Genomic DNA, 23151 nt, shown 5'->3' on the forward strand with positions numbered 1-23151 from the left:
TTCGGATCACGCGGCGGGACGCGGGGCTCGGCCCGGCCGGCAAGGCGACGCGCCTCCATGCCGCCCGATCCGAACGGCAGGCCCTACCGTGGTGGGGTGAAGGACGTCCGCCGCGCCGACGAGCGCTACCGCGGAGGGGACCCGGCGGCCGGGATCTCCTCGCTCCACGCCTTTTCCTTCGGCCCCCACTACGACCCCGACAACCTCCGCTTCGGCGCGGTGATCGCCTGCAACGAGGAGCGGCTCGCCCCCGGCGCGGGCTTCGACGAGCACCCGCACAGCCACACCGAGATCATCACCTGGGTGGTGAAGGGCGAGCTGACCCATCGCGACTCGGCGGGGAACGAGTCGGTGCTGCGCCACGGCGACGTCCAGCGGCTGAGCTCCGCGGGCGGCGTCCGCCACGTCGAGCGCAACGACGGCGAACTGCCGCTGGTCTTCGTCCAGATGTGGCTGGCCCCGATGGAACCGGGCGGCGACCCCGTGTACGAGACCGTCCGCGGCATCGCCGACTCCACCCCGTACGCCGTTCCCGAGGCGGGGTCCATGCTCCATGTGCGCCGGCTGACGGCGGGCGAGCGCACGGCCGTCCCCGACGCGCCCTACGTCTACGTCCATGTAGTGCGCGGCGAGGTCCGGCTGGACGGCGTCGAACTGGGGGAGGGGGACGCGGCCCGCCTCACGGACGCGAAGGACCTGGAACTGGTCGCGGGGGCCCCGGCGGAGCTGCTGGTGTGGGAGATGGCGGTCGGCTGATCCCGGGGTGCCGGCGGGTGACTTCCGCCGGCCCTTCGCCGACCCCGACGACATCGCGGCCGTCGCGGCCGCGGCCCTGCGCGGGCCGGCCGGACGCGGCGGCCTTCCCGGCCTGTGCCGAGGCCGCCGTCGGCCCGGGTCAGGAGGCGAGTTCGGCCAGCACCGCGTCCGTGAACGGCGGCCACGCCTCGACGGCCCAGGGGCCGAAGTTCCGGTCGGTCAGCGCGACGCAGGCGGCGCCCACGGCCGGGTCGACCCACAGGAACGTACCGGCCTGCCCGAAGTGGCCGAAGGTGCGCGGCGAGGACGAACCGCCCGTCCAGTGGGGTGACTTGGAGTCGCGGATCTCGAAGCCGAGCCCCCAGTCGTTGGGGTTCTGGTGGCCGTACCCGGGCAGGACGCCCTTGGTGCCGGGGTACTGGACGGTCATCGCCTCCGTGACCGTACGCGGGTCGAGCAGCCGGGGCGCCTGGAGCTCGGCGGCGAAGCGGACGAGGTCGTCCACGGTCGAGACGCCGTCCTTCGCGGGCGAACCGTCCATCGTCGTCGCGCTCATGCCGAGCGGTTCGAGGACCGCCTGGCGCAGATACTCGGCGAAGGACATGTCCGCCGCCTTGGCGATGTGGTCCCCGAGCACCTCGAAGCCGGAGTTGGAGTACAACCGCCGCTGACCGGGCGCGAACATCGCCCGGTGCTCGTCGAAGGCCAGACCCGAGGTGTGCGCGAGCAGATGCCGGACCGTCGAACCGGAGGGTCCGGCGGGTTCGTCGAGCTCGATCGCCCCCTCCTCGTACGCGACGAGCGCGGCGTACGCGGCCAGCGGCTTGGTGACGGAGGCCAGCGCGAACCGGTGCCCGCCGGGACCGTGCGATCCGGCCACGGTGCCGTCCGCCCGGACGACCGCGGCGGCGGCGGTGGGAACGGGCCAGTTCGAGATCAACGCCAGACTCTGCAAGGACATACCCCGACCCTAAGCGGCTCAGAGGGCCAGGCGCATGGAGGGGTCTGGCCGGAAGGCGCCCGTCCAGGCGGCGCGCCGGCACGGCGTGCGGGAGCCGCGTCCGGCAGGGAAACCGTCGCCTCCCGGCCATGTCCTGGTGTTTTCGGCCGGTTCGGCTTGCCTGGAGTGCGCTCCAAGGTTTTAGCGTGGGGGCATGACGGTGATGGAGACCACAGCCGAGGCCACCGGGACCGACACCTGCGTCGCGCCTCCCGAGCGGGAGTCGCGACGTCCGGACGGCCGGGACAACTACACGATCAGCGAAGTCGTCGCCTTCACCGGCCTCAGCGCGCACACGCTGCGCTGGTACGAGCGCATCGGGCTCATGCCGCACATCGACCGCTCGCACACCGGTCAGCGCCGCTACAGCAACCGCGACCTGGACTGGCTGGGCCTCGTCGGCAAACTCCGGCTCACCGGGATGCCGGTCGCCGACATGGTCCGCTACGCGGAGATGGTGCGCGCGGGCGACCACACGTACATGGACCGCTACGAACTCCTGGAGGCGACCCGCCGGGACGTCCGGGCCCGGATCGCGGAGCTCCAGGACACCCTGGCCGTGCTGGACCGGAAGATCGGCTTCTACGGCGACGCGAGCCGCGCCCTCGCCTCCGAGCGGTCCTGACGGCGGAGGGACCGGCCCGTCCCCGGCCCGTACCCAGGTATGGCCCGTCCCCGTCCCGTACCCGGGCCCGGCCGGCACCGGGGGAGTGCCGGCCCGCTACAGCTGGGCGAGCAGTTCCGCCTTCTTGACCGAGAACTCCTCGTCCGTGACCAGCCCGGCCTCGTGCAGTTCCCCGAGATGCCGGATCCGTTCGGCGATGTCGGCCGGGTCGCGGTGCGGCGCGGGGGCCGAGACCGCGGGCGCGGGACTCGCGGAGCGGGTGGCGGCGAGCACGGCCGCCGCGAACGGCAGCGACTCGTGGACGGGCCCGTACCCGAGCCCGAAGACGACCGCCGCCGGGTCCTGGTCCGCCTGCGCGGGATGCGCCTGCGCGGGCGCCCGCCGCAGCAGCCGCAGATGGCCCTCGAACACCTCGGGGGAGCGCCACTCGACCCCGCACAGCGCGGAGACGGGGAAGGTCTGGTCGCCGGCCTTCCACTTCGCCGAGGACGCGCCCGTCCAGAACCACCGGAAGGACACGGTCCCGCCGTCGAAGGACGCCTTCCCGTCGTAGGCCTTGAAGGTCAGCGGACCCTCGGGCGGCTTCACGAGAAAGCGCTCGGCGGGCTCGTCGTCCGTGGTGAGCTGCCCGCGCAGCTCGTCCGCGTAGTACTCCGCGAGCGTCTCGCGGTCGGCCGGCAGCACCAGCCGGTACGGGTCGCACCCGTCCTTGAGCTGTCCCGCGGCCGCTTCCATCAGCGGATCGGCGCCGGGCCTCGGCACCACACGCAGAACGACCGTGCCTCGCTTCCCCGGCGTCAGCGTCACTGCCGCGATCGCCTTCAGGGGGATACGGCGTTCACCGAGCGCCTGAAAGAGCTTCGGTGTGCGGATCCCCCGTTCGAAGCGGATGAGCACGGAGTCGGACTCGAACTCCCAGGCGGCATGAAATCCGGCCAGTACGTCACCCATGCGGGCCATCGTATGCGGCACGCAAGCCTCCGTCGCCTCTCTGGGCGGACCGCAGTTTTTCGTCCTCTACGCGCGTCAGGCCGACGCACCGGCGGACAAACCCGTCCGGCAGGCGTCATCATCGTGCGCGCAGCTGACAGCGCGGTACGCGCCGATCCCGATCTCCGCGAAGTTGCGGAGACTCTCCGTGCCCGGCTCGAAGTAGCCGGCGTGACCCTTCGCCCCCTCGGCGGACAGCAGGCGTGCCCCGAACCCCTTGGACACCGGATCCGCGCCGTGCCCGAGGCCCCCGACCTCCAGGTGCGGCACGTCCTGGATCCAGTCGTCCGCGTCGCGCATCGCCCAGACCCTGGCGGTCGTGTGCAGGTTCGCCGCCTTCGCCGCCCGCATGCCGGGGCTGCCCGCCACGGCTATGTCGGAGACCCGGGAGGGCAGTGAGGAGGCGGCCACCCCGCACAGGACCGAGCCGTAGCTGTGGCAGTACAGCGCCACCTCCGAGCCGCCCGGCAGCGCCCGCAGCAGCGCGTTCAGGCGCACAGCGCCCTCCTCGGCCCGCATGGCGGTGGCCGAGTCGATGCCGAGCCCGCTGGGCGCCGTGTAGTCGGCCCACGCGATCACGGCCGTACGCGTGCCGGGGTCCGCCGAGCGCTCCGCCTTGTACAGCGAACCCGCCATGCCGACGGGCGCCGAGTACTGCTTGTACGTCTTCTGGAAGGTGAGCAGGTCGGTGTCGACACCGGGGACCACGACCGAGACACGACGGGCGGTGTCGAGGTCGCCGAAGACCTCGGCGACCCGGCCCGAGCTGTTGGGGTCGAAGGCGAGGATCTTGCGGCCCTTGTGCAGCAGCGCCTCGTAGCGGTGCATCCGGCGGCCCGCGTCGTACTGGCCGACCGAGGAGAGCCGGTTGTCGTGCATGCGCTCGCGCTCGACCGTGCGCTCGTGCTTCAGCGCGAGACGGTTCGCCGTGTAGCGCAGGGTCACCGGCGCCCCGTTCATGTTGCCGACCGCGAGCGGATAACGGTGGGCGAGCCGCGAACGCTGCTGCGCGTCGAGGGTGGTGAAGAACTGGGCCAGCAGACCGGGATCGGAGTCCGGGTCGGGCAGCTTGTGTCCGGCGACGCTGCCGTGCTCCCACGCGGAGCGGGACGTCTGGAGCGCGGAGGCTGCCCGGTGGCTGTGGAGCGCGGTCCAGCCACTGGTGGCCAGCATCACGAAAACCACGGCCAGCGCGAGCAGTGCGCGCCAGACGTTGAGTTGGGGGGTGGAGTCGAAGGAAGTCACTGAGAGGACACCCTAGGAGAAGTGGGCAGCCTCCCGTTAAACGAGTGACTGGGATCACGTTTCTGATGGGGCGATTGGGGCAAACCGGGTTCAGTTTGAGTTAAATAGTGACACTGTGTACGGACTGTTCCGTCAGATGTGTGCGATATGTGACGCTCCGTATGGGGGTGTTGCGATTCCCCGGGGCCGGTCGCGGAACAGCTCGCGCGGGCGCCGCCTCGGAGCCGTCGGCCGCCACCGGCCGCTCTTGGTCGTCACCGGGCCGCCGTCGGCCGCTCTTGGTCGTCACCGGGCCGCCATCGGCCGTCATCGCGGCAAGGTGCCCCACTTCTCCGCCAACGCGGGCCCCACGTGGTCGAGATAGGTCGCGGTCAGCTCGCGGATCGCCTCGACGCTGGTGTCCTCGCCCGCACCCCACAGCCGGCCCGTGACCCGCATCACCCCGCCGAACACGGCCACCGCGATGCGCGGGCGCGGGTCCGTGTCCACGTCGAGGCCCTCGCGTTCGGCGATGAGCCGTGCGATCTCCTCCTCGATCTCCTCCGAGCGGCGCAGATGCACGGCGAGCAGTGCGGGAGTCGACTCGATCAACTGATAGGTCCGCATGTGCAGTTCGATCGGCACCACCTCCTCGATCGCCTCGCCGATGGTGTCCCAGCTCTCCAGGACCGCGCGGCGCAGCGCCTCCAACGGGGCCTCGTGGGCCGGTCGTTCGCGCACCGCGGCGATGAAATGCGACTCGGCGAGCCGCTGGAGGAACAGGGCGGCGTCCTCCTTGCCGGCGAAGTAACGGAAGAAGGTGCGCTGCGAGACGTCGACCGTCTCGGCGATCTCGTCGACGGTGGTCCGCTCGTAGCCCTGCGAGGTGAACAGTTCGAGGGCGGCCCGTAGCAGCGCGTCCCGGGTGCGCTGCTTCTTGCGCTCCCGCAGCCCGGGGCGCGGCGCCACGGGCTCCGCGGGCACGGGCGTCCCGGCCGCCGGGTCCGCGGGTACGGGCGTTCCGGCCACGGGCTCCGCGAGCGCGGGTGTTCCGGTCACCGGGTCCGCAGGTACGGGCGTCCCGGTCGCCGGGTTCGTAGGCGCGGGTGTTCCGGCCACCGGGTCCGTGGGCGCGGGTGTCCCGGCCGCCCGCTCCGCGAGTGCGGGCGTTCCGGTCGCCGCAGATGCCGTGCCTGCCGCCGTCGACGCCGTCCCGGACGCCGATTCCGCCGTTCCGGCCGTGTCTGCCCCGTTCGCCGTCTCCGTCATGGTGTCGCGATCTCTCCCAACCGAACTGTTCACCCAGTTCAGCCTAGCTGTGAGCGACGTGACAGTTACCGACTTGTGAATCGGTTTGTCAATTGTCAGCGGCTGTCACTAGCCTCGAAAAATGACTAGTCAGACCACCATCGACAAGACGGACCCGGAGGACGAGACTCCGGTCTCCGCCTTGGACCAGGCCCCGTCCAAGGGCCTGCGCGGCCATCCGTGGTTCACCCTCATCACCGTGGCCGTCGGGGTCATGATGGTGGCCCTGGACGGCACCATCGTGGCCATCGCCAACCCGGCCATCGCCAAGGACCTCGGCGCGACCTTCGCCGACGTCCAGTGGATCACCAACGCCTACTTCCTCGCCCTCGCGGTCTCCCTCATCACCGCGGGCAAGCTCGGCGACCGCTTCGGCCACCGGCAGACCTTCCTGATCGGCGTGACCGGCTTCGCCGCCGCGTCCGGCGCGATCGGCCTGTCGCACAGCATCGCCCTGGTGGTCACCTTCCGTGTCTTCCAGGGACTCTTCGGCGCGCTGCTCATGCCGGCGGCGCTCGGCCTGCTCCGCGCGACCTTCCCGGCCGAGAAGCTGAACATGGCGATCGGCATCTGGGGCATGGTCATCGGCGCATCCACCGCGGGCGGCCCGATCCTCGGTGGTCTGCTCGTCCAGCACGTCAGCTGGCAGTCGGTGTTCTTCATCAACGTGCCGGTCGGTCTGATAGCCCTCACGCTGGGCCTGCTGATCCTCCTGGACCACCGCGCCGAGAACGCCCCGCGCTCCTTCGACCTCCTCGGCATCGTGCTGCTGTCCGGAGCGATGTTCTGCCTGGTGTGGGCCCTGATCAAGGCCCCGGCCTGGGGCTGGGGCGACGGCATGACCTGGCTCTTCCTCGGCCTGTCGGTCCTGGGCTTCGCTCTGTTCTCCTTCTGGGAGACCCGGGTGAGGGAACCGCTGATCCCGCCCGGCCTCTTCCGCTCCGTCCCGCTCTCGGCGGGTGTGGTGCTGATGGTGCTCATGGCCATCGCCTTCATGGGCGGCCTGTTCTTCGTGACGTTCTACCTCCAGAACGTGCACGGCATGAGCCCGGTCGACGCGGGTCTCCATCTGCTCCCGCTCACCGGAATGATGATCGTCGGCTCCCCGCTCGCGGGTCTGGCCATCACCAAGCTCGGCCCGCGCATCCCGCTCGCCAGCGGCATGGCGGCCACCGCGATCGCCATGTACGGCATGTCGACGCTGAAGGCCGACACCTCCAGCGGCCTGATGTCGATCTGGTTCGCCCTCCTCGGCTTCGGCCTCGCGCCGGTCATGGTCGGCGCCACCGAGGTCATCGTCGGCAACGCCCCGATGGAGCTCTCCGGTGTCGCCGGCGGTCTCCAGCAGGCCGCCATGCAGATCGGCGGCAGCCTCGGCACGGCCGTCCTCGGTGCCGTGATGGCTTCCAAGGTCGACAGCGACCTCCCGGGCAACTGGGCCGCCGCGAAGCTGCCGCCGCTCACTCCGGCCCAGCTCGCCCAGGCCTCCGAGGCTGTCCGGGTCGGTGCCGCGCCGGTCACCAAGGAGACCCCGGCCGCGATCGCCGCGCAGATCACCGGTGTCGCCCACGAGACCTTCATCGCCGGGATGAGCCTCGCCTGTCTCGTCGCCTCGGGTGTCGCGGTCGTGGCCGTCTTCGTCGCGCTGCTCACCAAGCGGGGCGAGAACGCGGAGGCCGGCGCGGGCGTCGGTCACATCTGACGGACTCGCCCGCAGACCCGCCCGCGACCTGGCGGGTCTGCGGGCGTGAAACGGGGGTACCCGGTCAACGACCCGAACCGACCGCGAGGTCACGGGAGTTCAGGAGTTGATGATGGCGGGCTTCGGAAACGGAACGCGCAGGTACCCCCGGTCACGTGGCCGTACAGGTGCACGGACCGGGCCGGACAGCGCGACTCTGGGCATTATCGGCACCGTGTGCGCGGTGGCCGGCTTCTTCACGCTGGGCATCGTCCTCGGACCGGCCGCGATGGTCTGCGGATGGCTCGCGATGGGCCGCCGCTGGACCGGATCGGGACCGGTGCCGGCGCTGATAGCCCTGGTACTGGGAGCGATCGACACACTCCTGGCGATCATCTGGCTGGGCGGCGGCGCGGGCAACGGCCTGTTCTGACACGGGCCATGAGGCCGACACCGTGGGCCCGTGCTCCGCTCCGAGCGGCGCACGGGCCCACGGCCGTCAGGTGGGGGAGTGTTCCTCCGAGCCCGCCGACAGCGGATGCGGCAGGATTCCCGGGCCGCACGCGAGGGCGGCGACATCGGCCCGCAGGGCTCGCACCTCCGCCGTGAGTGCCTCGATCGCCGCGGTCCGGCGCCACTCCTCGACGTCGTCCTTCTCGAACCGCGAGATGAACCAGGCGGCGATGTTGGCGGTGACCACACCGAGCAGGGCGATCCCGGAGAGCATCAGGCCGACCGCGAGGACGCGGCCCATCCCCGTCGTCGGGGCGTGGTCGCCGTACCCCACGGTCGTCATCGTCGTGAACGACCACCACACCGCGTCACCCAGCGTCTTGATGTTCCCGTTCGGCGAGTCCCGCTCCACCGACAGCACGGCGAGCGAACCGAACATCAGCAGACCGACGACCGCGCCCCCGACGTACGTCGTCAGCCGGATCTGCGAGGCCATCCGGGCGCGCCGCCCCACCAGCAGCAGCGTGGCGACGAGCCGCAGCAGCCGCAGCGGCTGGAGGACCGGCAGGATCACGGCGCACAGGTCCGGCCAGTGGTCGCGAACGAAGGACCGCCGCTCCCGGGCGAGGGCGAGCCGGACCAGATAGTCCGTGGCGAACGCCCCCCACACGACCCACTCCACCAGCGTGCAGGTCAGCGTCACCGGACGGCCGGCGTCGCCGTCCACGATCGGCACGGCGTACCCGAGGGCGAACGCCACCGCGAGGACGAGCAGGGGCCGCTGCGTACGCAGCTCCCAACGGGCCTGCGCCGATTCTTCGCTCATGCCCGCATCGTAGAAAGAAAACGGACGAGGGGCGGCGGGCCCACAGCCCGCCGCCCCTCGTCCGTACCGTCCGCGGCTACGCGTCGCCGCCCGCCGCGCCCGGGTCCGCCGCCCGCACGTCGAGCAGCTGATAGCGGTCGACCGCCTGCTTCAGCACCGACCGGTCCACCTTGCCCTCACGGGCCAGCTCGGTCAGTACGGCGACCACGATCGACTGCGCGTCGATGTGGAAGAAACGCCGGGCCGCGCCGCGCGTGTCCGCGAAGCCGAAGCCGTCCGCGCCGAGGGACTGGTACGTGCCGGGCACCCACCGGGCGATCTGGTCGGGCACCGACCGCATCCAGTCGGACACGGCCACGAACGGGCCCCGGGCGGAGGACAGCTTCCGCGTCACGTACGGGACACGCTGCTCCTCCTCGGGGTGCAGCAGGTTGTGCCGCTCCACGTCGACGGCCTCGCGCCGCAGCTCGTTCCAGGAGGTCGCCGACCAGACGTCGGCCCTGACGTTCCACTCCTCGGCGAGGATCCGCTGCGCCTCCAGCGCCCACGTGACGCCGATACCGGAGGCCATGATCTGCGCGGGGATGCTGCCCGAGGTGCCCTCGCTGAAGCGGTAGAGGCCCTTCAGGATGCCCTCGGCGTCCACGTTCTCCGGCTCGGCCGGGTGCCGGAGCGGCTCGTTGTAGAGGGTGAGGTAGTAGAAGACGTCCTCGCCGTGCGGGTGCTCCTCGGACGAGCCGTACATGCGGCGCAGCCCGTCCTGGACGATGTGCGCGATCTCGAAGCCGAACGCCGGGTCGTAGGCGACACAGCCCGGGTTCGTGGAGGCGAGCAGCTGCGAATGGCCGTCCGCGTGCTGGAGGCCCTCACCGGTCAGCGTCGTCCGCCCGGCGGTCGCGCCCAGGACGAAGCCGCGCGCCAGCTGGTCGGCCATCTGCCAGAACTGGTCACCCGTTCGCTGGAAACCGAACATCGAGTAGAAGACGTAGACCGGGATGAGAGGCTCGCCGTGGGTGGCGTAGGCCGAACCTGCGGCGATCAGCGAGGCCGTGCACCCCGCCTCCGAGATGCCGTCGTGCAGCATCTGGCCGGTCGGTGACTCCTTGTAGGCGAGCAGCAGTTCGCGGTCCACCGACTCGTACTGCTGGCCGAGCGGGTTGTAGATCTTCGCGCTCGGGAAGAACGAGTCCATGCCGAACGTGCGGTACTCGTCGGGTGCGATCAGTACGAACCGCTTGCCGATCTCCTTGTCCCGCATGAGGTCCTTGAGCAGCCGTACGAACGCCATGGTCGTGGCGATGGACTGCTGACCCGAACCCTTCTTCACACTCGCGTACGTCTTGTCCTCGGGCAGGGCCAGTGGCTTCGACCGCACGACACGCGTCGGGACGTACCCGCCGAGCCCCTTGCGACGGTCGTGCATGTACTGGATCTCCTCCGAGTCGCGGCCCGGGTGGTAGTACGGCGGCGCGCCGTCCTCCAGCTCCCGGTCGGAGATCGGCAGGTGCAGCCGGTCGCGGAAGCCCTTGAGGTCGGGAGCCGTCAGCTTCTTCATCTGGTGCGTGGCGTTGCGGCCCTCGAAGTTGGGGCCGAGCGTCCAGCCCTTGACCGTCTGCGCCAGGATCACCGTCGGCTGGCCCGCGTGCGCCTTGGCCGCCGAGAACGCCGCGAAGATCTTCTTGTGGTCGTGGCCGCCGCGCCCGAGGTGCAGGATCTGGTCGTCGGTCATGCCCTCGATCATCGCGCGCAGCCGATGGTCGTCCCCGAAGAAGTGGTCGCGGATGTACGCACCCGTCTCCGTGGCGTACGTCTGGAACTGGCCGTCCGGCGTGGTGTTCAGCCGGTTGACCAGCACCCCGTCCCGGTCCTGCGCGAGCAGCGGGTCCCAGGTGCGGTCCCAGACCAGCTTGATGACGTTCCAGCCGGCGCCCCGGAACTGCGACTCCAGCTCCTGGATGATCTTGCCGTTGCCGCGCACCGGACCGTCGAGGCGCTGGAGGTTGCAGTTCACGACGAAGGTCAGGTTGTCCAGGCCCTCGCGCGCGGCGATCGACAGCTGGCCGAGCGACTCGGGCTCGTCCATCTCACCGTCGCCGAGGAACGCCCATACGTGGGACTTGGAGGTGTCCGCGATACCGCGCGCCTCCATGTAGCGGTTCATCCGCGCCTGGAAGATCGCGCCGAGCGGGCCGAGGCCCATCGAGACGGTCGGGAACTCCCAGAAGTCCGGCATGAGCCGCGGGTGCGGGTACGAGGACAGGCCGTAGGGCGCCTTCGACTTCTCCTGGCGGAACGCGTCGAGCTGCTGCTCGGAGAGCCGGTCGAGGAGGAACGCGCGGGCGTAGATGCCCGGCGAGGCGTGCCCCTGGAAGAAGATCTGGTCGCCGCCGTCGCCCTCGTCCTTGCCGCGGAAGAAGTGGTTGAAGCCGACGTCGTAGAGCGAAGCCGAAGAGGCGAAGGTCGCGATGTGGCCGCCAACGCCGATGCCGGGGCGCTGTGCCCTGGAGACCATCACGGCGGCGTTCCAGCGGGTCGCGTTGAGGACCCTGCGCTCGATCTCCTCGTTGCCGGGGAAGAACGGCTCGTCCCTGGTCGCGATCGTGTTGACGTAGTCCGTGCTGCGCATCTCGGGCACGGCCACACGCTTCTCGCGCGCCCGCTCGATCAGCCGCAGCATCAGATAGCGGGCCCGCTCGCGGCCGCGCTCGTCGACGGCGGCGTCGAGGGAGTCGAGCCACTCCTGAGTCTCCTCAGGATCGAAGTCCGGGACCTGGCTGGGAAGGCCGCCAATGATGATCGGGTTGCGATCGGATCCGGAAGCCACGCTGTTCCTTCGCTGTCGGAGGGCTGTCTTCGGTGGGTTTGCCCTGCGTCTGCACCGATCCCCATCGTGTACCCCGCGAACGTGTACGTCATCTCTAATGTGGGGTGACGGAGGCACCCGAGTGGACCGCCGGGACGGTCTCGACCAAAACGTAACGATACGCTCAGGGCGTGACGCGTTCCGCAAGGTCGTTCGGCTTTCGCACGCCCCAAGGGTTCCGAAGTGGATAAATGGGGCAGAAGTGTGTGGTGCCCGTCACGTGGCGTCATGATGGCCCGCCGGGAGTTGCGTCGGCACTGCCAGGATCGTCACCGTTTCGGCGGTCTCGACGGCCGGGTACTTGCGCGATCCGCTCCGCCCGTGTGGACTACGGCCAACGCTTCGCGTACGCGCGTGGCTGACATCCCCCCGCTCTGGACGAGCAGAGGGAGACCCCAATTCCGAAACATGATCAGGAGGCAAGCCGTGAGCGCGACCGCGGACCACGCGGAGGAGCGGACCAACCCGGCCGCCAGGCTGGGGTTCGAGCCCGGACAGGTGGTCCAGGAGATCGGCTTCGACGACGACGTTGACCACGAGCTCCGTGAAGGCATCGAATCGCTGATCGGCCAGGATCTGGTCGACGAGGACTACGACGACGTCGCCGATGTGGTGCTGTTGTGGTTCCGGGACGAGGACGGCGATCTCACGGACGCACTGGTGGACGTCATCGGTTTCCTCGAGGACGGCGGCATGATTTGGCTGCTGACCCCGAAGACCGGCAGGGACGGCTACGTCGAGCCCAGCGACATCAGTGATGCCGCACAGACCGCCGGCCTCTCCCAGACGAAGAGCATCTCCGTCGGCAAGGAATGGTCCGGCACCCGCCTGGCCACCCCCAAGTCGAAGCGCTGAGCTGCAGCCCCGTCTGCAAGCAGAGCATCCGTGAGGCCCCCGCCGAGCCACCTCGGCGGGGGCCTCACGCATGTCCCGACCCGCCCGACCGGACTCCCCCTGCCCGGACCCGACCGGGGACCCACCAGATCGGACCCAGCCGGCGCCACCAGGCACAGCACAGCCCCCGCGCCCGTCCCGAGCCCCACGGCGAGGCGCTCTTCCGCGCCCGTCGACCACCCCGGCGGGGGCCTCGGGCACGCACCCGGGCGACCCGGAGGGGGTCGAGCCGCCGCCCGCGGCCGATCACTGCGTACGCTGGTCGTCACCCGAACAGACCCTTGGAAGGGAAGCGAGTGACTATGGCCGTCGAGGTCGGCACCAAGGCCCCGGACTTCGAGCTGAAGGACAACCACGGCGCCACCGTGAAGCTGTCCGACTTCCGTGGCGAGAAGAACGTCGTACTGCTCTTCTATCCCTTCGCCTTCACCGGCGTGTGCACCGGCGAGCTGTGCTCGCTGCGCGACAACCTGCCGCAGTTCACCGACCGCGACACCCAGCTCCTCGCGGTCTCCAACGACTCCATCCACACCCTGCGCGTCTTCGCCGAGCAGGAGGGCCTGGAGTACCCGCTGCTCTCCGACTTCTGGCCGCACGGCAACACTTCCCGCGCGTACGGCGTCTTCGACGAGGACAAGGGCTGCGCCGTGCGCGGCACGTTCATCATCGACAAGGAGGGCGTCGTCCGCTGGACCGTCGTCAACGCGCTGCCGGACGCGCGTGACCTGAACGAGTACGTCAAGGCGCTCGACACCCTGTGATTCTTCGGTTCCAAGCCCTGCGAGGCACGGGAACCCGTCACTAGGATCGAACCGTTGATCCGATACCAACGCACCTACGGGGCTCCCGGCCCCTGAACACCATTGGGAGGACTCGTGGGAGTCAGCCTCAGCAAGGGCGGCAACGTATCGCTGTCGAAGGAGGCCCCGGGACTGACCGCGGTCATCGTCGGCCTCGGATGGGACGCCCGTACCACCACCGGCGTGGACTTCGACCTCGACGCCAGTGCCATCCTCACGAACGCGGACGGCAAGGTCAGCAGCGACCAGAACTTCGTGTTCTTCAACAACCTGAAGAGCCCGGACGGCTCGGTGGAGCACACCGGTGACAACACCACCGGCGAGGGTGAGGGCGACGACGAGCAGATCAAGGTCAACCTCGCCACCGTTCCGGCCGACATCCAGCGGATCGTGTTCCCGGTCTCGATCTACGACGCCGAGAACCGCCAGCAGTCCTTCGGCCAGGTCCGCAACGCGTACATCCGCGTGGTGAACCAGGCCGGCGAGGCGGAGATCGCGCGCTACGACCTCTCCGAGGACGCCTCGACGGAGACCGCGATGGTCTTCGGCGAGCTCTACCGCAACGGCGCCGAGTGGAAGTTCCGCGCCATCGGCCAGGGTTACGCCTCGGGCCTGCGCGGCATCGCGCAGGACTTCGGCGTCAACGTCTGAGCCTGCCCTCGGGCATCCCGGTCCGGTGCCGCACCGCTCGGTGCGGCACCGGACCGGCCGTACCAATTGAAGATCGAACCTCGGGGAGGACCAGCATCATGGGCGTCACGCTCGCCAAGGGGGGCAATGTCTCCCTCTCGAAGGCCGCACCGAATCTCACAAACGTGTTGATCGGGCTCGGCTGGGACGCGCGCTCCACCACCGGAGCCGACTTCGACCTCGACGCCAGCGCCCTGCTGTGCAGCGGTGGCCGGGTGCTCGGGGACGAGTGGTTCATCTTCTACAACCAGCTCAAGAGCCCGGACGGCTCCGTGGAGCACACCGGCGACAATCTCACGGGTGAGGGCGAGGGCGACGACGAGTCGATCCTGATCGACCTCGGCAAGGTCCCCGCCGTCGTCGACAAGATCGTCTTCCCGGTCTCCATCCATGACGCGGAAAACCGCGGCCAGGCCTTCGGCCAGGTCAGCAACGCGTTCATCCGTGTCGTCAACCAGGCCGACGGCCAGGAACTCGCCCGCTACGACCTGTCCGAGGACGCCTCCACCGAAACGGCGATGATCTTCGGCGAGGTCTACCGCTACAACAGCGAGTGGAAGTTCAGGGCGGTCGGTCAGGGGTACGCGTCGGGGCTGCGGGGTATCGCACTCGACTTCGGGGTCAATGTTTCCTAGACCCACCTGTATCAGCCGAAGGCGGCCCCTTAGACTTCGTGGTCAACAGTAGGTAAAGCCGAGTACGGCGCGGGGGTTGCGCACCCCCGGGCCACCGCTTGGGGGTGCCCCCACCACACGATGATTGGGTAGCCAGTGCTTCTGAAAACCTTCGGCTGGTCGTTCGCGATCACCGCGCTCGGTCTGGCCGCGGCGGCCGTCTACGGGGGGTGGACCGCCTTCGGGATCGTGGCGATCCTGGCCGTCCTGGAGATCTCGCTGTCCTTCGACAACGCGGTGGTCAACGCCGGAATCCTGAAGAAGATGAGTGTCTTCTGGCAGAAGATCTTCCTCACGGTCGGCGTGCTGATCGCCGTCTTCGGCATGCGTCTGGTCTTCCCTGTCGTGATCGTCGCCATCAGCGCCAAGATCGGCCCGATCGACGCGGTCGATCTCGCGCTGAACGACAAGGACAAGTACCAGCAGCTGGTCACCGACGCTCACCCGTCGATCGCCGCCTTCGGTGGCATGTTCCTGCTCATGATCTTCCTCGACTTCATCTTCGAGGACCGGGACATCCAGTGGCTGCGCTGGATCGAGCGGCCGCTGGCCAAGCTCGGCAAGGTCGACATGCTGTCCGTCTGCGTCGCCCTGATCGTCCTGCTGATCACCTCCATGACCTTCGCCGTCCACGCCCACCAGCACGGCGGCGGCCATGTCGACAAGGCGCAGACGGTGCTGGTGTCCGGCATCGCCGGTCTGATCACGTACATGATCGTCGGCGGACTCTCCGGCTACTTCGAGGACAGGCTCGAGGACGATGAGGAGCGGGAGCACGAGGCGGAGGAGGAGGCCGAGCGCACCGGCAAGAAGAAGCCCGCCGTCGTCCTCGCCGGCCAGGCCGCGTTCTTCATGTTCCTCTACCTCGAGGTCCTGGACGCGTCCTTCTCCTTCGACGGTGTCATCGGCGCCTTCGCCATCACCAACGACATCGTGCTGATGGCGCTCGGCCTGGGCATCGGCGCCATGTACGTCCGTTCGCTCACCGTCTACCTGGTCCGCCAGGGCACCCTCGACGACTACGTCTACCTGGAGCACGGCGCCCACTACGCGATCGGCGCCCTGGCCGTGATCCTCATGGTCACCATCCAGTACCAGATCAACGAGGTCATCACCGGACTCGTCGGCGTCGTCCTGATCGGCCTGTCCTTCTGGTCCTCCGTGCGCCGCAACAAGGCGCTCGCCGACGCCGAGGGAAAAGGCCTGACCTCGGACGAGAAGGCTGAGGTCTCGTCCGGGGTGTGACACCCCCCTGGCTGAGGAACGCTCTGAGCGGGGCGGCCGTCGAGGACGAGTCCTCGCGGCCGCCCCGCCGCATACCGACGGACGTGGGGGCCGAATGGGCATCTGGCAGGACCTTTGGCGCGGCCGCTCGGCGGATTTCGACTCCGGCAGCGCGGCGTCCAACTCCATCGAAATGACCAAGCGCAACCACACGGTCTCGCTCACCAAACAGGGTGCGGCCAGCGGCAACCTCCGCATCAACCTGTCCTGGCGGATGCGCACCTCCGACATCGGCGGGCCGCAGCGCGAGAGCCTGCTGCGCCACCCGTTCCGTACCTTCAAGCCGGAAGTGGTCCAGGCGCACACCCAGAGCATGGTCAACGTCGACCTCGACCTCGGCGTCATGTACGAGCTGACGGACGGCACCAAGGGCGTCGTCCAGCCCCTCGGCAGCTTCTTCGGCGAACTCAACGCCCCGCCGTTCGTCAAGCTCAGCGGCGACGACCGATTCGGCTCAGGATCCGGCGAGACGGCCTACGTCAACCTCGACCACCGCGACGACATCAAACGCCTGCTGGTCTTCGTCTACATCTACGACCAGACCCCGGCGTTCGACCGTACGCACGCCGTCATCACGCTCTATCCGAGCAACGGCCCGCGCATCGAGATCGGCCTGGAGGAACGCCATCCGCAGGCCCGTTCCTGTGCCGTCGTCATGATCGAGTGCAACAAGGGCGAGGTGACCGTGCGCCGCGAGGTCAGGTTCGTGTACGGCTTCCAGGCCGAACTCGACCGGCTCTACGGCTGGGGGCTCCAGTGGGGCCGCGGATACAAGTCGAAGGCCGACCGTTAGCGGCCGGCCGGGCTCAGCGGCCGATGAACTGCGGTCCCTGCGGCGGCAGCCGGAAATCCGGGTCAGGCGCCGGGCCCACCGCCTGCGGGAAGCCGTACGCGGGCTGCGTGGCCGGCGCGCTCTGCGGCTGCGGGTAGCCGTAGGCGGAAGGATCCGTCTGCCGGGCCACCGGCTGCGGGTAGCCGTACGCGGGGCCGGTCGCGGCCGCGGCGGGCCCCGGGTAGCCGTAGGCGGGCTGCTGCGGGACGGGGGCGGGCTGCTGGGCGACCGGGGCCGAATGCTCCGGCGGCAGCGGCAGCGACGTCTCGGGGGCCGTGGCGGGCGAGGCCCAGGCGGCCGTCTCCGGCGCTGCCGAGGCCGCGGCCTCGGACTCGTCCACGGAGATCCCGAAGTCGGTCGCGAGCCCCACCAGACCGTTGGAGTAGCCCTCGCCGAGCGCCCGGAACTTCCAGCCGTCGCCGCGCCGGTACAGCTCGCCGCAGATCAGCGCGGTCTCCGCGCCGGTCTCCGGCTTGATGTCGAAGTACGCCAGAGGTTCACCGTCCGCGACGCCCGCGTCGTACAGCAGAATGCGCAGATCCTGTACGCGGTCGAAGGTGACGTCGTCGGCCGATGCGACCAGGAGAATCTGTCCGACGCCGGGCTCGACACCCGTCAGATCTGTCTGGATCGTGTCGGTGAGGCCCTCGGCGCCGCGCTTCTTGCCGAGCCGCCACACCTTGCCCGACGGATGGCGGGGCTGGTTGTAGAAGACGAAGTCCTCGTCGGATCGCACACGACCGTCGGGGCCGAGGAGCAGCGCGGAGGCATCGACATCGGGGACGTCCTGACCGGGCGTCCAGCGCAGGACGGCGCGAACCGCTGCGGCGTCCAGCGGGACGTTCGACCCTTTCAGCATCGCGTGCGTCATGCGGTCATACTGCCCTGTCGGTCCTGGTCACGACAATGTGGGGTCGTTCCGGAACCGGCTGATGATGGACATGGCGGAGTTACCTGAACTTCACGCCCGGTGGGAATCTCTGACATGGATCCGTACGTACTATTACCGGCCACATCACATTCGGCCACCTAGCCGCCGCGGGGGAGTCCCATGCGTCATTTCGGTCACGTCACCCCGGAGGAGCGGCAGCGCCTCTTCCACCGGGAGCCCGGCGTCTTCACGTCCGACTCTCCGGCCAGGGTCCTCGCCGCAGCCCTCGGGGCGACGCTGTACAGCCCGGCGACCCGGCCGACCCTGGCCGACGACATCGTCAAGCAGACCACACGCGGTGTGGTCTCGATGGTGCTGTGCCTGGAGGACTCCATCGAAGACGCCGAGGTCGTGGGCGCCGAGGAGAACCTGGTCCGCCAGTTCAACGAGCTCGCCGACCGTCAGGACGCCGGTGAACCGCCCCTGCTGTTCGTACGGGTTCGCTTCCCCGAGCAGATCCCCGACCTCGTACGGCGCCTTGGCCCCGCCGTCCGGCTGCTGTCCGGATTCGTCATGCCGAAGTTCACCGAGGAACGGGGCACCCCCTTCCTGGAGGCCCTCACCACCGCCGAGGCGGAGAGCGGCAGGCGGCTCTTCGCCATGCCCGTCCTGGAGTCGCCCGAACTGCTCTACCGCGAGTCGCGGGTGGAGACCCTGGAGGGCATCTCCCGCGCCGTCGACAAGTACCGCGACCGGGTGCTCGCGCTGCGCCTCGGCGTGACCGACTTCTGCTCCTCCTACGGGCTGCGCCGCGCCCCCGACATGACCGCCTACGACGTCCAGGTGGTCGCCTCCGTGATCGCCGACGTCGTGAACATGCTGGGGCGGGCCGACGGCTCCGGCTTCACCGTCACCGGGCCCGTCTGGGAGTACTTCCGCGTCCAGGAACGCATGTTCAAGCCGCAGCTGCGCCGCAGCCCCTTCCTGGAGGGAGAGGCGGAGGAACTGCGCGAGAGGCTGCTCGAGCACGCCATGGACGGGCTGCTGCGCGAGATCGCCCTCGACCAGGCCAACGGCCTCATGGGCAAGACCTGCATCCACCCCTCGCACGTGACGCCCGTCCACGCGCTGTCCGTGGTCAGCCACGAGGAATACAGCGACGCCCAGGACATCCTCAGGCCGGAGCGCGGCGGCGGGGGTGTACTGAGGTCGGCGTACACGAACAAAATGAACGAGGTGAAGCCGCACCGCGCCTGGGCCGAGCGCACCCTGCTGCGCGCCGAGGTCTTCGGGGTCGCCCACGAGGACATCGGCTTCGTCGAGCTGCTCACCGCCGGACTGCCGGCGTGAGCCGGCCCGGCCGAGCGAAGCGCACCCCCGACAGCAAGGAACAGATGAACACCCCAGCGCAGGACCCGAACCACCCCGGCGGCGCAAGCGGCCCGGACGGCGTGGACAGCGCCGGCCCCGAGGACGCCATGGACGGCGCGGGCGCCACGGACGCCACCGTGTGGACCGGGACCTGGGTCGCCGAGCGGCTGGGTGTCGAGCTCCTCGGCGACGAGGGGCTGAGCGGCCTGCTGGGGCTCGCGCTGCGGCGCAACCCCAAGCGCGCCCACCTGCTCGTCTCGAACGTCCTCGGCAAGCACGTGCCGCAGTCGCCGGCCGTGGTCCACGGGTACGGCGTCGAGCTCGGGCGTCGGGTGCTCGAGCTGCTGGGCCCCGAGGACGCCCGCGCGGCCGTCGTCCTCGGTTACGCCGAGACGGCGACCGGGCTCGGCCACTCGGTCGCCGACGGGATGGGTGTGGCGCCGTACCTCCACTCCACCCGGCGCCCGGTCCCCGGGGTCCGGCCGGCGGGCGGCTTCGAGGAGTCCCACTCGCACGCCACCTCGCACCTCCTCCTCCCCGAGGACCCCGGCCTGCTCGCGGGCTCCGGCCCGCTGGTCCTCGTCGACGACGAGTTCTCCACCGGCAACACCGTCCTCAACACGATCCGCGACCTGCACCGGCGCTACCCGCGCGAGCGGTACGTCGTCGTGGCCCTGGTCGACATGCGGTCGCGGGCCGACCACACGCGCTTCGAGAAGTTCACCCGGGACATCGGCGCCCGCGTGGACCTGGTCGCCGCGGCGTCGGGCACGGTGAGCCTCCCCGAGGACGTCCTGGCGAAGGGGACGGCCCTGGTCGCCCGGCACGAACAGGCGGCACCCGCCACCTCCGCCCGCCAGAGCGCGGACCCGGCCGTCCGCGTCGGCCTGGGCTGGCCGCACGGCCTCCCCGACGGCGGACGGCACGGGTTCACGCCCGGACACCGAATACGCCTGGAGGCGGCCCTGCCCGCCATGGCGGCACGGATCGCCGGCGCCCTGCCCGAGGGCGCGGAGCGCGTCCTGGTCCTCGGCTTCGAGGAGCTGATGTACGCGCCGCTGCGACTGGCCCGCGAGCTGGAGCGGATGGTCCCCGCCGAAGTGCGGTTCTCCACCACGACCCGCTCCCCGGTGCTCGCCCTCGACGACCCCGGCTACGCCATCCGCAGCCGCATCGCCTTCCCCGCCCACGACAACCCGGACGACGGCCCCGGCGAGCGCTACGCCTACAACGTCGCCGGTGCCGCCTTCGACGCCGTCGTGGCGGTCGTGGACTCCACCGCCGACACCCCCGAACTGCACGCTCCCGGCGGCCTGTTGGCACAGTTGGCGGCGCACACCCCGCACGTCCTGCTCGCCGTCGTGCCCTCGTACGCGCCCCTGCGGCCGTCCACCGAAAGGCCCTCCATGCTGCCCGAGCCCCTCCGCGGCCCCGCCTTCTCCTCGTACGCCCCCGACGAGGTCGGGTGGCTGCTGCGGGACCTGTCGGACGTGACGCTGGAGGCGCCGACCGAGGAGCGCGAGGAGGCGATCCAGAGCGGCGGCGCCCACTACGCCGAGTCGCTGCCCGTCGAGTACCAGCCGAGCCCCGAGTACCAGGAGCTCTTCCGCGCCGCCCTCGGCGCCTCCGCCGCCCGGATCGCCGAGGCCGTCGGCGCGGTGACCGAACTCGTGCTCGCCGACCGCTCCCCGCGGCCCGTCCTGGTGTCCCTGGCCCGCGCCGGCACCCCCGTCGGCGTTCTCATGCGCCGCTGGGCGCAGCACCAGCACGGCCTGGACCTGCCGCACTACGCCGTCTCCATCGTCCGCGGCCGCGGCATCGACGCCAACGCGCTGCGCTGGCTCGCCGCCCACCACGACCCGGCCGACGTCGTCTTCGTCGACGGCTGGACGGGCAAGGGCGCCATCACCCGCGAACTCGCCGACGCCATCGAGGAGTTCGAGGAGGCCGAGGGCGTCACCGGCTTCGACCCGGAGATAGCCGTGCTCGCGGACCCGGGCTCGTGCGTGTGCACGTACGGCACCCGCGAGGACTTCCTCATCCCCTCCGCCTGCCTCAACTCGACCGTCTCCGGGCTGATCTCGCGTACGGTCCTGCGCTCCGACCTGGTCGGTGAACACGACTTCCACGGCGCGAAGTTCTACCGCGAGCTCGCCGGCTCCGACGTCTCCGCCGAATTCCTGGAGGCCGTCGCCGCCCACTTCCCCGAGGTCGCCGAATCGGCCCGCGACCGGGCGAAGGAACTCCTCGCCGCCGACCGCAACCCCACCTGGGAGGGCTGGGCCGCGGTCGAGCGGATCAGCGAGGAGTACGGGATCCACGACGTGAACCTCGTCAAGCCGGGCGTCGGCGAGACCACCCGGGTGCTGCTGCGCCGGGTCCCCTGGAAGATCCTCGCGCGCGCCGGAGCGGGCGCCGACCTCGACCACGTCCGGCTGCTCGCCGGACAGCGCGGGGTACCCGTCGAGGAGGTCGACGAACTCCCGTACACCTGCGTGGGGTTGATCCACCCGAAGTACACACGCGGCGCGACCGGTGCCGACGGCAAGGCGGTGACCCTCTGATGTCCGCGCCCAAGGTGCTCGTCGCCAGCGACCTCGACCGCACGCTCATCTACTCCGCCGCCGCCCTCGCGCTCACCATGCCGGACGCCCGCGCGCCCCGGCTGCTCTGCGTCGAGGTGCACGAGAGCAAACCGCTCTCCTACATGACGGAGACGGCCGCCGCGCTGCTCACCGAACTCGGTGACATCGCTCACTTCGTGCCCACCACGACCCGCACCCGCAAGCAGTACCAGCGCATCAACCTGCCCGGTCCGGCCCCCGAGTACGCGATCTGCGCCAACGGCGGGCAGCTGCTCGTCGACGGCGTCTGCGACCTCGACTGGCACACGGCCGTGAAGGAGCGGCTCGCCTCCGAGTGCGCGCCGCTCGACGAGGTGCGCGAGCACCTGGCGACGACTGCGGACCCGCTCTGGGTGCGCAAACACCGGGTCGCCGATGACCTGTTCGCCTATCTGGTGGTCGAGCGGGAACTCCTCCCCCTGGAATGGGTGAAGGACCTGGCCGTGTGGGCGGAGAACCGCGGCTGGACCGTCTCGTTGCAGGGCCGCAAGATCTACGCCGTGCCGAAGCCGCTCACCAAGAGCGCGGCCGTGCGCGAGGTCGCGCGCCGCACCGGAGCCGTCCTCACGCTGGCCGCCGGGGACTCGCTGCTCGACGCCGACCTGCTGCTCGCCGCCGACCGCGGCTGGCGTCCGGGCCACGGTGAACTCGCCGAGGCCGACTGGACGGCACCGGCGATCACCGTGCTCCCGGAGCGGGGTGTGGCGGCGGGGGAGCGGATCCTGCGCGAGTTCCTGAGCGCCGGCGCCGGCCAGGGACAGGTCTGACGGACCCCGGAGCCCGGTTCCGTTCCCCAGGCGTGGTGCTCGGGCGACGGAACCCGGTTCCGTCTGCCCCGGCGCGCGTGCCCGGGCGTGTGACCTCGCCCACAGTGCGCCCGGTTCGGGTTGTTCGGGCGGACCTACGCAACTTCGCCCCGGTACACCCCTGTTGGGGGTGACCGGGGCCGTTCTGTCGCGACACGCCGGGTCCGATTCGGACGAGGCTGAAGAGTTGGTAAGAAATCCCCGCGATCAGCCGCAGCAGCCGCCGCCGCAGCACCCGCCCCCGCCGCCGTTCGAACGCGGCGCCGGTGCAGGCGCGGACGCCTGACCACCCCTGGCGACGGCGACCGCCGACAGCAGTTTGACGGTGTCGTCGTGCCCGGCGGGGCAGGCCGCGGGAGCGGCCGATTCGGCCATCGGACGGCTCAGTTCGAAGGTGTCACCGCAGGTCCGGCAGCGGTACTCGTAGCGAGGCATGCGCACAGATTAGCCGGAACGGGCCGCCGTCCGGAGGGCTCGGGCGCCTTCGCCCGGCGTGGCGGTCCGGGGCTCCCGGGGTGCGGGAGACGGGTGGTCCAAGTGGGCCGTCGAGGGGCGCCCGTTGACCTCTGAGCTTTTTTG

Annotated in this window: 21 protein-coding genes; 13 read left to right on the top strand and 8 right to left on the bottom strand. The window is 70.3% G+C overall.

Annotated features, from left to right (window positions below):
* Positions 1-96: 96 nt before the first annotated feature.
* Complete coding sequence (locus ABZV42_RS16765; RefSeq protein WP_356052356.1) at positions 97-756, top strand: pirin family protein; 660 nt, start codon at positions 97-99, stop codon at positions 754-756.
* Positions 757-895: 139 nt separating this feature from the next.
* Here the strand turns inward: ABZV42_RS16765 and ABZV42_RS16770 are convergent, their stop codons facing one another.
* Positions 896-1717, bottom strand: coding sequence for a serine hydrolase domain-containing protein (locus ABZV42_RS16770; RefSeq protein ID WP_356052358.1), 822 nt, complete (start codon positions 1715-1717; stop codon positions 896-898).
* A 193-nt stretch (positions 1718-1910) separates the two neighbouring features.
* Here ABZV42_RS16770 and ABZV42_RS16775 point away from each other — a divergent pair, with 193 nt between their 5' ends.
* Positions 1911-2381 (top strand): MerR family transcriptional regulator, encoded by a 471-nt coding sequence (locus ABZV42_RS16775; protein WP_355976220.1) that lies wholly within the window; start codon positions 1911-1913, stop codon positions 2379-2381.
* 96 nt (positions 2382-2477) lie between these two features.
* Here ABZV42_RS16775 and ABZV42_RS16780 read toward each other — a convergent pair whose 3' ends face one another.
* The 3 genes from ABZV42_RS16780 to ABZV42_RS16790 form a co-directional block, all read right to left on the bottom strand.
* Positions 2478-3341, bottom strand: a complete 864-nt coding sequence (locus ABZV42_RS16780) for a DUF4429 domain-containing protein (RefSeq protein ID WP_355976740.1) — start codon at positions 3339-3341, stop codon at positions 2478-2480.
* Between the two features lie 66 nt (positions 3342-3407).
* Positions 3408-4616, bottom strand: a complete 1209-nt coding sequence (locus ABZV42_RS16785) for an alpha/beta hydrolase (RefSeq protein WP_356052360.1) — start codon at positions 4614-4616, stop codon at positions 3408-3410.
* Positions 4617-4922: 306 nt separating this feature from the next.
* Complete coding sequence (locus ABZV42_RS16790; RefSeq protein ID WP_355976737.1) at positions 4923-5579, bottom strand: TetR family transcriptional regulator; 657 nt, start codon at positions 5577-5579, stop codon at positions 4923-4925.
* A 406-nt stretch (positions 5580-5985) separates the two neighbouring features.
* On the opposite strand from ABZV42_RS16790, the gene ABZV42_RS16795 reads away from it, so the two are divergent.
* Positions 5986-7605, top strand: a complete 1620-nt coding sequence (locus ABZV42_RS16795; protein ID WP_356052362.1) for an MFS transporter — start codon at positions 5986-5988, stop codon at positions 7603-7605.
* Positions 7606-7714: 109 nt separating this feature from the next.
* Positions 7715-8017, top strand: a complete 303-nt coding sequence (locus ABZV42_RS16800; RefSeq protein WP_355976212.1) for a small hydrophobic protein — start codon at positions 7715-7717, stop codon at positions 8015-8017.
* A 66-nt stretch (positions 8018-8083) separates the two neighbouring features.
* Here ABZV42_RS16800 and ABZV42_RS16805 read toward each other — a convergent pair whose 3' ends face one another.
* Both ABZV42_RS16805 and aceE read right to left on the bottom strand, forming a co-directional pair.
* On the bottom strand, positions 8084-8863 hold the full coding sequence (locus tag ABZV42_RS16805) for a potassium channel family protein (protein ID WP_356052364.1): 780 nt from the start codon (positions 8861-8863) through the stop codon (positions 8084-8086).
* Positions 8864-8939: 76 nt separating this feature from the next.
* The gene (gene aceE / locus ABZV42_RS16810) at positions 8940-11687 is read right to left on the bottom strand and encodes a pyruvate dehydrogenase (acetyl-transferring), homodimeric type (RefSeq protein ID WP_355976207.1); all 2748 of its coding nucleotides are present in this window, start codon (positions 11685-11687) and stop codon (positions 8940-8942) included.
* 465 nt (positions 11688-12152) lie between these two features.
* Between aceE and ABZV42_RS16815 the strand changes: the two genes are divergently transcribed.
* From ABZV42_RS16815 to ABZV42_RS16840, 6 genes are all read left to right on the top strand, one after another.
* Positions 12153-12581: a DUF3052 domain-containing protein gene (locus ABZV42_RS16815; protein WP_355976205.1), complete on the top strand. Its 429-nt coding sequence runs from the start codon at positions 12153-12155 to the stop codon at positions 12579-12581.
* A 341-nt stretch (positions 12582-12922) separates the two neighbouring features.
* On the top strand, positions 12923-13381 hold the full coding sequence (locus ABZV42_RS16820; protein ID WP_355976203.1) for a peroxiredoxin: 459 nt from the start codon (positions 12923-12925) through the stop codon (positions 13379-13381).
* A 114-nt stretch (positions 13382-13495) separates the two neighbouring features.
* Entirely contained in the window at positions 13496-14071 is a 576-nt protein-coding gene (locus ABZV42_RS16825; RefSeq protein WP_355976201.1) for a TerD family protein, read from the top strand.
* Positions 14072-14169: 98 nt separating this feature from the next.
* A complete protein-coding gene (locus ABZV42_RS16830; RefSeq protein ID WP_355976199.1) occupies positions 14170-14745 on the top strand; it encodes a TerD family protein in 576 nt (191 codons plus the stop codon).
* 135 nt (positions 14746-14880) lie between these two features.
* Positions 14881-16029 (top strand): DUF475 domain-containing protein, encoded by a 1149-nt coding sequence (locus ABZV42_RS16835; protein WP_356052366.1) that lies wholly within the window; start codon positions 14881-14883, stop codon positions 16027-16029.
* A 94-nt stretch (positions 16030-16123) separates the two neighbouring features.
* Entirely contained in the window at positions 16124-16861 is a 738-nt protein-coding gene (locus ABZV42_RS16840) for a Tellurium resistance (RefSeq protein WP_355976195.1), read from the top strand.
* A 13-nt stretch (positions 16862-16874) separates the two neighbouring features.
* On the opposite strand, the gene ABZV42_RS16845 is transcribed toward ABZV42_RS16840, so the two are convergent.
* Positions 16875-17771 carry a TerD family protein gene (locus ABZV42_RS16845; protein WP_355976193.1) on the bottom strand — a complete coding sequence of 299 codons (897 nt, stop codon included), beginning with the start codon at positions 17769-17771 and terminating at the stop codon, positions 16875-16877.
* A gap of 180 nt (positions 17772-17951) precedes the next feature.
* Here ABZV42_RS16845 and ABZV42_RS16850 point away from each other — a divergent pair, with 180 nt between their 5' ends.
* The 3 genes from ABZV42_RS16850 (at position 17952) to ABZV42_RS16860 (ending at position 22533) form a co-directional block, all read left to right on the top strand.
* Entirely contained in the window at positions 17952-19121 is a 1170-nt protein-coding gene (locus tag ABZV42_RS16850) for an HpcH/HpaI aldolase/citrate lyase family protein (RefSeq protein WP_355976191.1), read from the top strand.
* A gap of 128 nt (positions 19122-19249) precedes the next feature.
* A complete protein-coding gene (locus tag ABZV42_RS16855; RefSeq protein ID WP_356052394.1) occupies positions 19250-21706 on the top strand; it encodes a phosphoribosyltransferase in 2457 nt (818 codons plus the stop codon).
* Positions 21706-22533, top strand: a complete 828-nt coding sequence (locus ABZV42_RS16860; protein ID WP_356052368.1) for an HAD family hydrolase — start codon at positions 21706-21708, stop codon at positions 22531-22533. The genes ABZV42_RS16855 and ABZV42_RS16860 overlap by 1 nt, the downstream gene beginning before the upstream one ends.
* Positions 22534-22779: 246 nt before the next feature.
* Here the strand turns inward: ABZV42_RS16860 and ABZV42_RS16865 are convergent, their stop codons facing one another.
* Positions 22780-23007, bottom strand: a complete 228-nt coding sequence (locus ABZV42_RS16865) for a zinc ribbon domain-containing protein (protein WP_355976187.1) — start codon at positions 23005-23007, stop codon at positions 22780-22782.
* Positions 23008-23151 lie beyond the last annotated feature (144 nt).

Origin of the sequence: Streptomyces sp. NPDC005281 (assembly GCF_040607495.1) — a bacterium.
Classification (GTDB): domain Bacteria; phylum Actinomycetota; class Actinomycetes; order Streptomycetales; family Streptomycetaceae; genus Streptomyces.